This window comes from Dickeya sp. ws52 (genome assembly GCF_007210685.1).
GTDB classification, from domain to species: Bacteria; Pseudomonadota; Gammaproteobacteria; order Enterobacterales; family Enterobacteriaceae; genus Dickeya; species Dickeya chrysanthemi.
In genome coordinates, this window is record NZ_SZVX01000027.1 from 13431 (window position 1) to 30619 (window position 17189).

The 17189-nt window shown below is 59.4% G+C and carries 6 protein-coding genes; 1 reads left to right on the forward strand and 5 read right to left on the reverse strand.

The features are described 5' to 3' along the window. Window positions 1-1081 precede the first annotated feature (1081 nt). From recD to FDP13_RS19770, 5 genes are all read right to left on the reverse strand, one after another. A complete protein-coding gene (gene recD, locus FDP13_RS19750) occupies window positions 1082-3127 on the reverse strand; it encodes an exodeoxyribonuclease V subunit alpha (RefSeq protein WP_143840231.1) in 2046 nt (681 codons plus the stop codon). After that, entirely contained in the window at window positions 3124-6798 is a 3675-nt protein-coding gene (gene recB / locus FDP13_RS19755; protein ID WP_143840232.1) for an exodeoxyribonuclease V subunit beta, read from the reverse strand. The genes recD and recB overlap by 4 nt, the downstream gene beginning before the upstream one ends. After that, window positions 6795-10271 (reverse strand): exodeoxyribonuclease V subunit gamma, encoded by a 3477-nt coding sequence (gene recC, locus FDP13_RS19760; RefSeq protein ID WP_143840233.1) that lies wholly within the window; start codon window positions 10269-10271, stop codon window positions 6795-6797. Before recC ends, recB begins: the two co-directional genes overlap by 4 nt. Window positions 10272-10516: 245 nt before the next feature. Then, window positions 10517-10939: a type III secretion system chaperone gene (locus FDP13_RS19765; RefSeq protein ID WP_012769735.1), complete on the reverse strand. Its 423-nt coding sequence runs from the start codon at window positions 10937-10939 to the stop codon at window positions 10517-10519. A 65-nt stretch (window positions 10940-11004) separates the two neighbouring features. After that, window positions 11005-15909 carry an AvrE-family type 3 secretion system effector gene (locus FDP13_RS19770; RefSeq protein ID WP_143840234.1) on the reverse strand — a complete coding sequence of 1635 codons (4905 nt, stop codon included), beginning with the start codon at window positions 15907-15909 and terminating at the stop codon, window positions 11005-11007. Between the two features lie 237 nt (window positions 15910-16146). On the opposite strand from FDP13_RS19770, the gene FDP13_RS21715 reads away from it, so the two are divergent. Further along, window positions 16147-17163 carry a type III effector protein gene (locus tag FDP13_RS21715; protein ID WP_199886361.1) on the forward strand — a complete coding sequence of 339 codons (1017 nt, stop codon included), beginning with the start codon at window positions 16147-16149 and terminating at the stop codon, window positions 17161-17163. Window positions 17164-17189: the final 26 nt, after the last annotated feature.

Below are 17189 nucleotides of genomic sequence, written 5' to 3' on the forward strand. Positions count from 1 at the left end.
CATCGGCGTTTTTTTCCTGACGGCACAGAATCATCAGCGTTAGCAATGAGAGAAAGCATCATAAAAGGGAAGAAAAATATTTTGATATATTTCATAACAATCTCATTGCATGATAGTTTTGTCGAAAAACAGGTAAAATATCTTGATAGATTAATATTGCTCATGGTTAAATCTCCGCAATTGATCAAAGGAAAATATCATCTATACCCGTCATACTTAAAGTTGCAGGTGTGTTGGCTGCGCTCGTTCACCCGAATCACTTACCTGAGTAAGCTCATCGGGATTCACTCACTTACCGCCTTCCTGCAACGCGAATTATTTAGGGTATATTTCGAAAATAGCGAATTAATCAAGTTTATTCACTAAGATATGACGACGATTAAAACTTAGTAGATATTCATCACTCCAGCCAGGGTGCTTTTTGTATTATATTGAAAGTTTCTTTTATTATTTATTAAAATAACAGTTTAGTGATATAAAAGAACATAGAAATCAAAGTTTTTACCGTTGTGTTTTTTAGGTACATCCAAAACACACATTTCGATGAGGCAATTTTTCTGTCTTATGGGTTACCTTTGTCTCATCTGCATGTTATTTTTCCTCATCTATACCCGTCATACTTCAAATTGCAGGTGCGTTGGCTGCGTTCGTTCACCCGAATCACTTACCTGTGTAAGCTCATCGGGATGAAATGAGAGACATCCTGTCTCTCACCAGAGGCCAGCCGTTGGCTGGTCAAATTCGTTCCCGACGAATTTGTCACTCTCTTGCCGCCTTCCTGCAACTCGAATTATTTTGGGTATAAAATCTAACAAAACATTTCCAATAAAATAGCACTTTATGGCTATGTCCGCGTTTCAACCAATAATCACTATCTGGCCTGCGGATAAGGCACTTCGCGCAGCTGGCTGCGAAGTCAGCCACGCAAAAAAGCCCGTGGCAACATCCGGGATGGACGAAGAAAACTACAGTTTCTACGCGATTTTCTGCGGCCGAACGACGCATACTGATTGTCACGCGAGTCGATCGCCTATCACACACTCCGCATCTTCCTGAAGCCCCATACCGCACATCAGCGTGATCACGGGAAACGTCCGCTCACCCGTAATACCCGTCGGCTGACGGCCTCAGCCAACACCGTACTGTGCTCTCCGGCGCAACCGAGGCTGAAGGCGTGTTTAGCGCGGGTGATGCCGGTATAGATCAGCTCACGCGTCAGGATCGGGCTTAAGGTATCCGGCAGCAGCAACGCCGTATGGGCGAATTCCGACCCCTGCGATTTATGCACCGTCATGGCGAACACCGTTTCCACCGCCGATAAGCGCCCCGGCATAACCCAGCGAATACCGGATGTACCATCCCCTGCGGGAAACGCCACCCGGCTCACCCAACTGAGTGTGCCGTCCGGCTGGCGCTGCGGCACCGCCAGCGTAATCCCGATATCGCCGTTCATCAGCCGTTGGCCGTAATCGTTGCGGGTCACCATCACCGGTCGCCCCGGATACCAGCCTTGCCAGGCCGCCAGCAACCCATTGCGATGCAACAGATGGGCAATGCGCGTATTCATGTTATCGACCCCCCAGGGGCCGTTGCGCAAGGCGCACAGCAGTTGGAAGCGGCCGAACGCCGCCAGAATCTGCGACGCCCAGTGATCAAACTCGCTTTGCGGCGCCGTCAGATCCGGTTGCGTCGCCACCATCCGGCGCAGGTAGTCGCCGTAGCCTACCGGTGCCGCCGTACCGACCTGCGTGCCGAAGCGGCCGGCGGCACCGTCTATCACCCATTCGCGCAACGTCTTGTCATCGTTCGCGCTCAGGGTTAATTGCGCCAAATCGGCAAACCCGCGCCGCCAGACAGACGCCAGCGCCGCGCTATCGCCGGCATTCACCGCGTCAGCCAGTTTGCCGATGCCGCTGTCCGCGCCAAAACGGTAGCTGTGGCGCAACATAACAATCGATTGATCCAGCGCGGTGCCGTATGGATCGAGTAAGTCATCGGCCGGCGCGTCTCCCGCTACCTCGCGCAGCCAGTCACCGGTCAGCGGCAGGTAGTGCCCTTGTGCGGCGCGCTGGCACAGCTCACCCATCAACGCCCCCGCTTCAACCGATGCCAGTTGGTCTTTATCGCCCAGCAGTACCAGTCGGGAACGCGCCGGCATCGCGGCCAGCAGCGCCGCCATCATCTCCAAATCCACCATCGAGGCTTCATCCACCACCAGCACGTCCAGCAGCAGCGGGTTATCGGCGTGATGACGGAAATGTCGGCTGTCCGGGCGGCTCCCGAGTAAACGGTGCAGCGTCACCACCTCACTGTTAATGTGCGTACGAATAGCATCGCCTTGCGCCAGCCCGTCCAGCGACAAACCGGCAATCGCCCCGGCGATGGACTCGTTCAGCCGCGCCGCCGCCTTGCCGGTGGGCGCCGCCAGCCGGATACGCAGCGGTTTGCCCTGCTGCTCCAGCGCCAACGATTGCAACAGCGCCAGCAGTTTTACCACGGTGGTGGTTTTCCCGGTGCCCGGCCCGCCGGTAATGATGCTGAACGCACTGCCCGCCGCCAGCGCACAGGCCAGTTTCTGCCAGTCGGTCACGTTACTCCCGGCGGCAGGAAACAGCGCCTCCAGCCGTCGGCGCAGCGCCGCAGGCGCAATAGCCGCGCGTAACGCCGCATTTTGCTGCAACCGTTGCATAACGGCGTGACGCACATCCTGCTCATACTGCCAGTAGCGACGCAGATAAAGACGCGAGCCTACCAGCACCAGCGGCGTATTACCCTCCCCCGACGATACCAGCGGCGGCTGTTGCAGCGCCGCCTGCCAGGCCGCCAGGGTCACACCGGCCAGCACCTCCGCCGGGCGCGCTATTTTGCTGTTTTCGCTGCGATCGCCTTCCGGCGGCAACGCCAGCGAGAATCCGCTGTCGGCCAGCGTAGCGGCCAGATCGAGGCACACATGTCCGCGTCCAAGCTGATAACTGACCAGCGCCGCACCCAGCAACAATAAAGGCGACGCCTCCGGGCACTCCTGATGCAGAAAGCGCACCAGCGCCCGATCCAACTCTCGCAGCCAGCCGCAGTCAACCCATTGGTCCAGCAACCGGGTTAATTCGTCATGACGGGTCATGTTCATGCCATCGCCTCCGTGTCGCCGCTGAACAGGCGGTCCAGCGCCTCAATCAACGATCGGTCCGGCCGCTCGGCGTATACGCCGCCGCCCGACGCCTGACTACCACGCAGAAACAGGTACAAGGCCCCGCCGACATGACGGTCATAGTCATAATCCGGCAGGCGTGACTTGAGTAAGCGGTGCAGCGCAAACAGGTACAAAGCCAGTTGCAGGTCGTAACGGTGCTCCAGCATGGCGTGCGCCATCCGTAACCCGTCATAGTCCGCGGCATTCGCCCCCAGCCAGTTGGATTTGTAGTCCAGCACGTAATAGCGCCCCTGATGTTCAAACACCAAATCGATAAACCCTTTCAGCATACCGTTAAGCTGCTCACGCATCAGTGTTGCCCGTGGCTCGCCCGCCAGCGTGGCGGCCCGGACCTGATTGTCCAACGCCTGGGTATCGACCTGATTGAGCGCAAACCAAAACTCCATTTCCACCTGATACTGCGTCAACCCGGCCAGCGACACCGCGCCGCCGGATGAGCCCGGCAAGGTCAGCGGCTGACGGAGCAAGGCCATTAGCCAGTCGGTGAGCATCGGTATCCACGGCGTCCAGCCTTGCCGGTTACAACGCCGCGCCACCTGATCTTCCACCCGGTCGCGATCCGCCGCCAACGCCGCAAAGCCCGTTTCCCCGGCCCACTCCAGCAAGCCATGCAGAAAGCTGCCCGGCACCGCGCCGCGTGGAAAACCGTACATATCGTAGCCGGTCGGCAACGGCGGCAGACGTTCTGCCACGTCCTGCGGTTCGCTGAAGGTTTCCTGCCGCGCACTCTGTACCTCGGCGGCCTCGTTTTCTGAAGGTTCGCGCTGCGCCTGGAATTGCCCTTCCGGCGCGCGTTGCAACCCCGAGTAACTGGTGATACGCCAGCGATGGCGACGGATATCCGGCAACGGCGGTTCCTGCCCCAGCGACGGCGACGCCTGCACGGTGCGATACCTCGCCTCGTCGGTCTCCGGCAGCGGCACTCTCTGGCTGTGCGCGCCGCACCAGACCGACAACTGTTGCGTCAGTTGTCCCGGCGCCAACGGCTCGCCGACGCCGAGCAGGTAACCGGGCGCGCTTTTTTCGAGTTCTTTCAACGGCGCGATGCCCAGCCACAGCGCATAGCGGGCGCGGGTCAGCGCCACATAGAACTTACGCAGATCCTCGCCCAGCCGCTCATGGTCGGCACGCTGCACCGCCGCGTCGCTGGCGGTCAGCTCCAGGCGCGGCTGCCCGTCATCATCATGAAACTTCAGCGGGATATCCCGCGGGCTGACGGCGCGAAACGCACAAGCGAACGGCAAAAACACCAGCGGATATTCCAGCCCTTTGGATTTGTGAACGGTCACCACTTTTACCCGATCGGCATCGCTTTCCAGCCGTAGTTTCAGCGTGTCGCCGCCGGGGTTTTCTGCCTGACACTGCTCCGCCAGATAGCGGATCAGCGCGTGTTCGCCGTCCAGATGCACACTGGCCTGTTGCAATAACTCCGACAGGTGCAACACATCGGTCAGCGCGCGAGCATTGTCGGCAGCCAGCAACCGGCGTGGTACATCGAACTCCCACAATAGCCGCCGTAACATCGGCAGCACCCCCTGCTGTCGCCAGCAGATCTGGTAACCGACAAACTGCATCACCCGGCGTTCCCACTCCCGCTCGTCGTGGTTAAGGCAGTCAAGCGCCTGCCAGCTCAGCCCCAGTAATGGCGTCGCCAGCGCAGCGCGCAGTAACCGATCGTTCTCCGGGTCGGCGCAAGCCGCCAACCAGCAGCGCAACTCACCGGCTTGCGGGCTGTCGAAAACCGATTCCCGATCCGACAAATACACGCTGCGCACGCCGCGAGCGGACAGTTGCGCCCGCACCGCCATCGCTTCACGCCCGGTATTCACCAGCACCGCCATATCCCCCGGCCTGACCGGACGCAGCGCCTGCCCCGGTGCGGCAAAACCGGCCAGCCCCTGTACGCCGAGTTGCAACAGCCGCACCATTTCACGGGCGCAGCCCGCGGCCATCCGCTGGCGGTATTCCGCCGACGATACCGGTTCATCCGTTTCCAGTGTCCAACAGGTTAGCGCCGCCGCCGTCGAGCCTTCCTGCATCCAGACTTCATCGCGGCCGTTGGCCTGCACCGGCAAAAACGGCACCGGATTGTCGCCGTCCGGCTGGCGAAACAGGAACGCCCCCGCGCCGTCGGCGCGGTTCTCCGCCTGCATAAACACCTGGTTTACCGCATCCACCATCGCCTGCGTGGAGCGGAAGTTGGTGCCCAGCGTGTAATGTCGCCCGTCGGTATCGCGGCGGGCACGCAAATAGGTATAAATATCGGCACCGCGAAATGCATAAATCGCCTGTTTCGGGTCGCCGATTAGGATCAACCCCTGCTGCGGGTCGTTGTCCGCCACCTGATAGAGGGTATCGAAAATGCGGTATTGCAGCGGGTCGGTGTCCTGAAACTCGTCGATCATCGCCAGCGGAAACTGGCGGCGAATACGTTGCGCCAGCCGTTCGCCGTTATCGCCGCGCAACGCGGCGTCCAACCGGGTCAACAAGTCCTGAAACCCCATTTGCGCCCGGCTTTCCTGCTCGTGGCGAAAGCGCTGACTGACCCAACGGCAGGCATGTCGTAACAGCCGGCTGCGCGGTTCCGGCAATTCGCTCAACTGCTGCGCCAGCGTCTCCATCGCGGTCAAGGCCGGGTGCTGCGGCGCCTCTTCCGGCACTTTCCAGCACTCTCGTAGCCCTTGCGGGGTCAGCCGCGTCCAGCCGGTGCCGATATCCAGCGTCGTCTCGTCGCTGGTGGCCCAGTGGTGCAGTTTATCCAGCCACGCCTCGAAATAACGGGCTTGCAGCTTGCGGCCGTCCGCCTTTTTCTGCGCCACCGCGGTATGCAGCACATCGCGTAACTCGCCGCACCACTGCGGCCAGGGTGCTTTCAGCGCCGCCAGCCGGCGCGTTTTTTCGTCGCGGACCGCGCTGAAAATCTGCGCCGGCAGCTCGTCGATGCCAATCTCATCGGCATACTCCAGCAACGGCGTCACGCTGCGATAAAAGCTTTCCGGCGATAACCAGTTGTCGCGCAGTTCCAGCACATCGCGGGCATCGAGCGGGAAAAAGAACGTGCGCCAGTAATCACGCACCACCTCCAGCAGCACGTCGCTCTGGTCGGTTTCCAGCGTCTGGTTAAACAGGCTGCCGCTGTCAAAGGCGTGTTCGCCCAACATCCGGTTGCACCAGCTGTGAATGGTGGAGACCGCCGCTTCGTCCATCCATTCAGCGGCCAGTTGCAGTTTGCGCGCGCAGTCCGGCCACTGCTCCGGCGGGTAATCGGCGCGCAGTTCATGCAGCAGCGGGTCATCTTGTTTATCGTTGCCGCCCGGTTGAAAGTAGGCGGCGGCCTGCGCCAGCCGCGCACGGATACGGTCGCGCAGCTCGCGAGTGGCGGCGTCGGTAAAGGTCACCACCAGAATCTCCGGTGGGTTAAGCGGCCGGGAAAACGCCTGCTCGCCGCCGTGCCCCAGCACCAGCCGCACATACAGCATGGCGATGGTGAAGGTTTTGCCGGTGCCGGCACTGGCTTCGATCAGGCGGCTGCCGGAAAGCGGAAAACGCAGCACATCCAGCGGGGAAGGTAACGAATGCGCCGTCATGACTGGCCTCCTGATTTTTTCTGTTTCGCCGACGCCGCTTTCAGCGTCAGGTACAGCGGCGCCAGCAACTGCTGTGCCCAGCGGGCAAACTCGCCGTCGGCCCACAGGTGTTCGAACGTCGGGAAAGCCCGCGCCAGATAAGGGTTAGACGCCGACTCGGCAAACTTGCGGTTGTCCGGGTCATGATCCTCATAGCACTGTCGCGCCGCTTTGCCTGCCTCACCGTCCGGCGGCTGATCCGGCTCACCGCCCGCCTCCAGCCAGCAAAATCCGGTTTTCACCGCCAGCGGCAGCGGGTAACGCATACCCGCCTGCCAGGCTTCCATCAGCGTCTGCCAGTATGCTTTCGCCTGCTCAGGCGCCAGCGCCGGCAGGTGAACAGTGCCATTTTTGCTGACCAACGTGCTGTGCAGCGGCAACCCGTCGAGATGCCCGGCCAGGTGCGTCACCCAGAACGGCAACAGCTTGTCGAGTCGATAACTGCGGCGCACAGGGTGAAGCAATCCGCCGCTTTCCAGCACCAGACGGCAACGGTTGCCCTGCTCATCGGCGCGCAGTTCGTTCAGCCAGTCTTCCAGTGGTAAATCGGGCGGCGACAGCGCTTCGTCAGGCAATGGCCGCGGCCATTTTTCCTGCTCCTGCGCGTAACGGGTGAACAAGTCCGCCATCGGTTCCGCCAACTCCTGCGCCAACACCGAGGTGAAGCCGCCGGGCGCCAGTTCGCCGCGTCGGGCGATGCGTTCCAGTTGCGCCGCCAGCGCCTGCTCTCGGGGAGTCTGCCGATGTAACGCCGCTTTCTGCTCCTGAATCAACTCATGTTGCAGCCGCCAGTTTTCCAGCGCGTCAATGGCAAACGGCTCCTGATCCTGGCTGGTGGGGTCCTCCAACTCGAACCAGACGTTGAGCCGCAACCGGAAAAAGCTGCGCACCGGGTCACGGATAAAATCCGCCAGTTGGCGCAGCGTCAGCACGCCATCCTGCTGATACTCGCTCAGCGCGGCTTCCGTCGCCGGAGCATCCTGCGCCACCAATCCGGCGCGCCATTCGCGGGCATAGCTGAACAGCGGGCTGTCGGCGGTAAAATAATCCGCACTGAATGGCTGCAACCGGTGTTCCACCGTCAAGGCGGGCAACACGTCCTGCCCGTCGACGGCTCGCCAGCCATTGCTCAGATGGTCACGTAATTGCGCCACCAGCACCGAGGGCGGACGTTCGCTGTTGTCGTGGATGCTGCGCCCCACCCAACTGATGTAGAACTGCTCACGCGCCGACAATAACGCCTCCAGAAACAGATAACGATCGTCTTCGCGACGGGAACGGTCGCCGGGGCGATAGTCCTGCCCCATCAGGTCGAAATCCAGCGGCACCCGGTTGCGGGGATAATCGCCATCGTTCATGCCCAGCAGGCAGACGTGGCGAAACGGAATCGCACGCATCGGCATCAGCGTAGCGAAAATGACGGTGCCGGCAAAAAACGGTTGCGTCAGGCTCGATTGTTCAAATAACCCCAGCCAGTGCTCCCGTACCACCGACAGCGGCAGTGCCTGATCCAGCGCTACCGACTCGCACGCCTCCAACCAGCTCTGCAACCCGTCGTCCAGTTGCAGCAGCATGAAACCATCTTCCCCCTCATCCGCGGCAAAGAACGTGCTTAGCAATGCCCGCAACCGTTCTCCCCATTGCGACGGCGTCGCCGGCTGGCAAAGCTGTTGCCAGCTAGAGTCCAGCCGGTCGAGCAGCAGCGCCAGTTGGCCGGCCAGCACCGCATCCAACCCGCCGACTTCATCCAACGGCTCGATATCTCGCCAGGCGCTGCCGGCACCCACCGCATACCCCAACAACATACGGCGCAGCCCGAAAAACCAGCTGTTCTGTTCCGGCGCATCAGGCAAGTCGAGGCTTTGGCGTTGGCGGGCGTGTAGCCCCCAACGCACGTTGGCGGCCCGGATCCAGCGTTGCAGCAACGGCAGGTGCTCGTCGTCGATGGCAAACCGCCGACGTACCGCCGGTACTTCCAGTAAATCCAGCACATCGCTGACCGCCACGCGCGATTGCGGCAGATGTAGCAGTTTTTCCAGCGCCGCCAGCAACAGATTATTCTGGCGCGACCCGCGATCCGCCACACTGAACGGGATGTAACGCGGGTCCTGCCGGTCGACCAACCCGAACACCGCCTGAATATGCGGCGCATAGCCGTTGATGTCCGGCACCATCACGATCACATCGCGCGGGCGCAACGTCGGGTCGGCGGCAAACGCCGCCAGCAGTTGGTCATGCAGCACTTCCACTTCACGCTGCGGGCTGTGGGCCAGATGAAAACGGATCGAACGATCACGCTGCGGATCGACGGCGGGCCAGCGCGCACTGCTTTCCGCCAGCGGGCGCAACTCCAGGATATCGTCCTGTAGCTGATGCAGCAGGCTGTCGTTGTCGTTGCTGAAAAACAAGTCGCTACGCACAATCAATGAGGAGTACTGTTCGCGCTGGTCGTATTCATCCAGCAACCCGATGTAATCACGCCCTTGTTTACCCCACGCCGCCAGCAACGGGTGGGCGTGTTGATGCAATTCTTCCAGCGCAAGGACATCCGGCATACCGGGTTTGCGCCGCTGACGGGCGCGCTCGGCGCGCAGCAGATCCTTATCGGCGATAATATCGCCCCAGTAATGCCGGCACGGGTTATGCACACACATGAACACCTGAGTCCAACGCCCGATGGCCGCCAGCAGTTCCAGCGCCTGTTGCGACAACGACGAAATACCGAACACGACAACACGCGAAGGTAAACCGGCCGGGCGTTCGCTGTCGCCCCGCCGTTTTAGTTCATCCAGAAAGCGCTGGTGCAGCGCCGCACGGCTGGTGCCGGATAGAGCCTCGCCGATATCCGCCAGCAACGCCCGCCACAGCAACGGCTGCCAGCGCTGCTCTTCCGGTAGCGGCTCCACGCCGCGTCGGTGGCTGGTCAGCAGGTCGCGTCCGGCGGTCCAGTCGGCCAGCCAGTCGGCGCGATAAACCTGATATTGGTCGAACAGGTCGGCCAGCCGCTCGGCCAGTTGGTAATGTTTACGCAGATCGGTGTCCTGATGCAGAAAGCGCGCCAGCGCGGCAAATTCCGGCTGCGTGAGCAGATCAGGCAACAGCCGCAACAGCCGCCACACCAACAAGGATTTATCGAACGGCGAGGTTTCCGGCACCTGATCGTGACCCAGCACCGCACGGTAGGCTTGCCAGAAAAAACGCGACGGTAACTGGATGTCCAGCGCCGCCGCCACACCGCATCCACCCTCGCGGGGATCGCGCGCCAGCGCCAGTTTCAGCCACTGCCCGATGCCGTTGCTCTGTACCAAAATCAGCTCGTTTTCCAACCCGGCCAGTGGATTGGACGCCATCCACGACACCAGCACGTCGCGCAGATCTTCAGGATGGTTGCCGTGGATCGCCATCAAACCGGGTTGTAACCTGTTTTCGCTCATCGTTTTCTCTGAACAGCGGGGTTGCATTCATACCGCGCCGCATTATGGCAGACTACCGAATATCTTAGCATTCAATGGGATTGGATGGGCATGAGCCACAGCAGAATGGCTATCTGTCAGGCGGTTATTTTCACCGGCATAATGCGAAAGCGTATAAAAATGCACGGGGCGACAGGGTGGTAACCCATGTCGCCCCGTTGCGGTTCGCACACCCGATGGCGGAACCGTTACGTCAACAACCCGACTCAGGCGGCGTTGGCTTGCGCCAGCGTCTGCTCGATAAATGACCGTGTTTCCGCTACCTGCCGAATATAACCATTGAGCAGTGCGTTAAAACCCGGTTCATCCAGCTTATCCAGCGGATACTGGCTGCACAGGCGCAGATTGTCGAACTCATCCAGCGCCAGCCAGCACCCGCGCATCGCCGCCATCTCGAAATTAAGCAGCAGCATCAGCCGATAGATAGCAGCACGGTTTTCTCCTTTCAGGTTGACCACCTGGCAGTGCAGCAGCAGATTGTCGCTCTGCGCTGGCACTTCAATCACCGCCGCCTCTCGCCCGTCGGCGCCGTTCAGGACACAGATGCCGTTATTCAGCGTCAGGCGGGTTTTGTTGAACTGGCTGAAATGTTGCAGCAAGCGTGCCGCCTGTTGTTGTGCTGATGTCATGGTTTTACTCCTTTAATGAATCGATAAATATTCGTCGTTCCGTTTCCACATATGCCGTTGCTTTATCAGGATTTCTCAAGCGTGATGCCATGCTGATGCATCTGATTGACCGCCTGAGATACCTCTGGTTTAGCCTTGGCGATAGCCCCTTCCAGGCTAAAGCTGCTCGGGCTATCCTGGTTCTGACCGTAGCTGAAATTAATCTTGCCCAGCAGTTTGGTCATGCTGACGTCCGCACTGCTGCCCGCGCTGACAATCGGCAGCGGGAACGCCAGACCTTCCTTGTTTTTCACCGTCTGGGTGAAATCGACTGACTTAATACGCAGGTTGTTGCTGTCACGGAAGATCGCCGCGATGTCATCCTTACCCATCGTGTTGTTTTGAATACCTTGTTCGACTTTCGCCTTCACCTCATCTTTCAGCTCCAGACTGACGCCGGCGGTGGCGTTGGTCAGCGACTGCATTTCTTGCACCACGGCTTTCAGCGCCGGGTTTTCCTCCATGAAGCCGTGAATACGCTCGGCGTTGGTCGGCGGCAGGTTGTCGCTGACCAGCTTGCGCAACGCATGGAAAATGCCGTTGCTGTCCAGTTTGGACAGGTTGGCGTAACTGGTGCTGTAGCTGGCGCTATCCAACGTCACGCCCTGCTTTTCCGCCGCTCCATGCTGCCGCGTTTTGGCCAGCAGATCCCTTATCGCCCCGTATTGCCCATCATCGGCCGGAGTTTTCGCCTCGAAATGCTTATTCAGGATGGCCAGCTTTTCGCCGGTATCCGTCAGCTCTTTCACCCCTTTCAGCACCTGCTGGGTTTCCGGATCGGTGAATTTTTTCTCCAGAGACGACAACAGGCTATCCATGTCGCGACCTTCCAGTGGTTGCGCGGCTTTGAGCTGCATACTGATGCTGTGGTTGGTTTTGGTATCCACCGTCATGGTGAAGGACGCGTTGCTTGATAGCGGCGCCGTCCACGAACCATTCGGATCGGGTCGGGTTATGCCGGCAAAGGCGGTGGCATTCGCCCCCACGTTCACCTGGTTCATGAAGCGCACCCGGTTATTGGTAGTGGCATTCTGCTCGGTAAACTCCCCGCGCACCGTGCTGTGCTCATGGCTGGCGGACATCAGGTTCGCTCCGGCGCCTAAACCGAGGGAAAGTCGGCCTGCGGAGGTCGCTACTTTGCCTCTTTGCTCAGCGCTGGGTTTATCCGCCAGATTGACCTCGGCGCGGGCATCGGCCGTCAGTGCGGCGTCCACATCAAATTTAATCGAGAACCCTTCTTTAACCCGGTGATCATTCCCCTTGCTCACCAGATCAAGCGGGTTCACCTTGCCTTCAATCAGGTTATCGATAAAACCGGGCAGCTCTTTTTCACTCAGCGTGAACTTCAGACCGTTTTGCTGCACGGTCCCCACCCCGGCGGTAACGCTGCCGCCAAAGCGCGCGTCTAGCGCCAACGTGTGTTTTTTATCGTCGAAATCAAAATTTTTCTTCGCATCATTGGGCGACTGACCGGTCGCCACCCCGGCTTTGGCGTTCAACCCGCCGTTGCGCCCAAAGTTGACGTCAATACCGTTGTCGCTGCGGCTGAACGTCAGGCTATAGGCGCGATCGCCGGTGAGTCCGCCGCTGGGAATAACCGGGAAAGGGGTGGCATTGAGCATAACCCTGGCTTGTTTCGGCACATAAGCTGTGCTGGCCCCCGCATTATAGTTACGGTTAACCGCCAGACTTTCGCCGTTATCCAGCGACAAGATGTTGTCTTTCAGCTTGTTCGCCAGTTCCGCTTTGTCTGTCGCCTCCAGCGAAGTACGCGACGTCAGGTTGACGGCGCTTTTCTCATTACTGAATGCCTGAGTAAAGGTTTTTACCGCATCGTAATCCGCTTCCAGCGAGCCAAAACGGGTGAAGCCCATATCCGTGACCTTTTTCACGTCGTTGCCGCCGTATTTATGGTCACGCAGTTCACTTAACGCCGCCTGAATCGGTTTGAGATCATCGGCGGTGGGTTGTTTGCCGGACAACGCTTCCAGCTTGTCGACAACGCCGTGCAAGTCACCGGCCGTCATGACATCCAACGCCAGTCGCGATTTGGTCAACGCCATCGCGTCATTAAGATCGCGGCGTGGCCCGGTCGCCACCTTCTCGCTCTGGTAGCTCATATCGACTTTCTTATCCACAAAGGTATTCAGCAACTCACCGGCCTTGCTGTCTTTGGATAACGGCGCGGCGTTCATTATCGTCGATAACGCCACACTCAAATCTTTACCGGAGCGGAACGGGTTCATTGACTGAACCACCGGTTTTAAGACGGAAGGCTTGAACTTATCATCCACCTCACCGCTGTTTTTCAGCACGCCCTGATGCTTGCCCAACAAAGTTGCGGATTTGGCGGCACTCATCTCCAGGTCGTTCTGGAATGACTTCAATTCAGCCAATAACGGTTTACCGGCCTCGCCCAGGTCGAGCTTCTCCAGTCGGCTTTGCAGATCGTCGCGTTTCGGGCTCCAGGTATGAGACGACACCGCCCGCTCAAGATTCTTGAACATGGTATCCTGCGAGTCATACACCGACGATAGACCTTCATGCCCCTTGAGGTAGTGTTGCCGGCTTTCGACCGTGCTTTTCGCCATCTCCTTTACCGTTTCTTTGCCATACGCGCCCATACGATCCATAAAACCGCTATTCAGCTTACGGCCTTCCATGCCGGAGTAACCCAACACCTGCGACTCGACTTTACCGGTAAGGTTGGTTAGCGGAATATGCTTCGCATAGGTGGCGCCGGCCAGTCGATCATAGGTGGCGGCGGCGGCGCGTGGCTCGTTGTTCGCCGTCCCCACCGCCGATTCGGTCGCTTTCCAGCCCCCTTGCGACAACTGGTGCAGTTGATGCCCTTCGCCGGCGATCACCGGTTCGTGATTTTTACTGGTGGACAAGTGTTCCGCTTTGACATCGTCCGGCAAGGTGACCGGTTGCCACTGGGCGCCGGTACGTGCTTCGGCGTTACCCTGTAACGCCTGCTTATCCAGCTTGAACAGCTGTCCGTCCTTATTAAGCGCAAACAGGTTTTGATCTTTATCCAACGCCAGATCTTTTACCTCGCCGCTCAACCCGGCGGTCGGTAACGGCTGAGGCGGCATCGCCGCCCGCGCCAGGCCGGGTTTATTGAGGTGCAGCAGCAGTTCACCTTTATCGTTGGCGGTAACGAACTTGTTGCCATCCACCACCGCCAGCGCGTTTGTACCGCTGTTTTTCTCCAGCCCCGGCAAAGGGTCGCCCGCCGATGGCGAATTGCGCCCCTGCGTGACGGCAAACACGTTGCTATCGCCGTGGGTGACGCTGTCGGCCTTTTGGTTGATGGACAGCTTTTTCACCTGCCCTTCATCGAGCACATACGCCTGATTATCCAGACCGCGTTTCAACTGGCTGGCGCCCACGTCGGTTTTGGTCCAGCTCTGGGTAGTACTGTCAAGGTAGTGAATTTTGTCGTCATGCAGCGCCATGGTGCCAAGCCGCCCCATGTCCATCGCTTCATGCGCTAACGGTTCCAGCTTGGTTAATCCGGCTTTATTGTCGACGATTAACGCATCGCTCAAGTTCCAGCCTGGTTTGAACCCTTCGGTTTCTCCCGGTTTGCCGCCGTCGGCCAGCGGCGCCAGATGTTTCTGCCCGGTGGCATCGTTGACCTGCGCATTCATGGCGCCGCCATCGCCCGCGACAAACCCTTGTACCTTGTGATTATCACCAAACGCGGCGTTCAGCGCCGGGCTGTGATACGGTTCCAGCTTCACGGTATTGTCGTCACCCGAGGGCAACTTCCCGGCAAAGACCTTGCCTTCGTCATCGGCGACAAACAACCGATCGCCATCCAGCCCAACAGCCTTAGCGTTGACCTGCTCACTACCGCGCGCCAACGCGACATTGCCGTCAAGCTTCAGGTTGAGCGTTTTATGTTGGTCTGCCGGCGCGTCGGCTTTGGGTAACAGGTGGATCTGGGCGGTGTTGTTCTCTTTTTCCGTCAATACCGCCACATTGCCCTGCGCATTGGCCGAGAACGATTTGATTTTGTCGGCAAACGGTGCCGACTCGTGCCCCGCCGACAGGTTAGCCAGCGTCTTATCGTCTTTCACGGCATACAGTTTGCCATCCGCCTGACCCGCCAGTTGGCTATGCGGCGTATCGCTTTTCTTCTCCCACACCTGATCGGCATTCAGGCTGTAAAGCGCTTTGTCATGAATCCTCAGCTTTTCATTACCGTGAGAAGAGTCGGTATGTACCCCGGTCAGCAGCGATTGTACGGCCTGACCGGGCTGCGGCAGGTTGATGGTATTGACGCCGCTGTGATTGACGACGGACGCCCGCACATGGGTATCGTCCATCGATAATGTATAACTGGCCTGATTCTTGCCCGACAACGCCTCAGCCGCTTTATTCGCCTGCGTCGGCGTACTGGAATGCAGCGCCACCATGCCGTCGCCGGACTGCTGCAGACTGAACACCCGACCGCTTTTATCCATCAACAGGTGTTGGCTACCGTCTTCAGCGGCCTGATGCGCCACAAACGGCAGGTTGTTCTTGCCTAATGTCTGTGACAATAAAGTTTTCTGGTGATCGGACACCCCCTCGCTCAATTCGAGATGGCCTTTTTTATCCAGCGAGATCATGTCTTTTGCCGCGGCGGCATTCATTGCAGACGGTTTCTCCGCCGTTTGCGTCAGCGCGTGCTCAACCGTCCCTTTCATGTCCTTCAGCGTGGCGGGGCGCCCGCTCTGCGAACCTTCATCTTTAGGTAACGAAGGTTGCTGGCTGACCGGCGTCATTCCGGCGTGCATACCTTCCCGTTGCAGCGAAGCGGAAGCGGACTGTCCGGGTACCGATGTGCTGCCCTGCGTCAGCGCATGGCTGACCTGGGGGGCAGTGTTTTGTATATCCGACAGCGACTGCTGTCGCTGAATATGATTAATGCCCAACATTGGCTTTCTCCCGTGTGCTGGATTGCTGGATTGAACTTGGGGTGATGTCTGTGTTGAGTGGACTGACGTCGTCGCCGGTTCCCGTCCTCCAACGCCCTATTACTGTCGGAACAAACCACTGCGGCACGGAACCGCCGTCACACAATTGCTCACTCAGCAAACAGCAGGCATTTGCCGTGCTGACACTCGCACGTTTTCGATAACGGGCACCCACATCCTGATGAAAAGAGGCGAACTATGGCTGATATCAACATCACGCTCAGTATTCCCAGCGCTGGTCTGAATGGCGGACTGGGAGGCGTTGGCGGCGCAGACAATCTGAATAACGGTCTGGGCAATAATGGACTTTCCGGCAAGAAATCAACCTCGCAGGAAAACCAGCTACTGGAAGCATTAGCGGTAGTGTTGACCGCACTGCTGCCCAATCTGCTGAACAACAACGGCGGTCAGGGCGGCGACAATAATCCGTTGGGGCGCACTACCGATGCCCTCGGCGGTGGAGGAATGGGCAACACACCGGGCACCGGCCATAGCAACGGTGCCGGAAACGGGTTGGGCGATGGCGCCGGTAGCGGTGTGAGTAATGGTCTGAACGGCGGTCTGGGCGATGGACTCGGCGGTGCCGGCGGCGGTCAGGGCCAGAACGGTCTGACCGACATTCTGACCAAGTTGCTGGATCTGTTGATACCGAAAGACGGCGCGCAGGGCGGCCAGGGGTTGCAAAGCAACGGGCTGGACGGTGCAGGCGGCGGCGCGTCCGGTGCACAGGGTGCGGGCGGCGCCGGTGGGGCTGGCGGGGCGGGAGGAACTGGCGGGCTTGAGGATCTCAGCAAATCGCTGTTACAGGATACCGGCGAAAACAGTCTCGGCAATGGGATATCCCCAACGCAGGACGGCGGCGGCCAGATTAGCGACAACCCGCTGTTGAAGATCCTGCTGGCGCTGGTGGCGTTGCTGATGGAAAGCCAGAAAGGCCAGTTCGGCCAGCCGCAGGGCGGCTCCGGCGGCGGCAATGGCTCCGGTGGTGCGGCACCGATTTCCGGCGGCGCACCCAGTACAGGCAACGCCGCCGGCACGCCTTCCGCTGGCGGCGGTGTTGCCCCCGTACTCAGCGGAGCGGCACCTGAAATCGGCGGCGTCGCACCGGCCGGAACCAGTAATAACGCCAGCGAGCTGACGGACGGCAAAGGCGGCGCGCAACCCGGCCTGACACCGGCCGAACCAGGCGGCGAGCTGGCGACAAACACCTTTTAACCGTTTAACCACGCGCCTGATTGTTG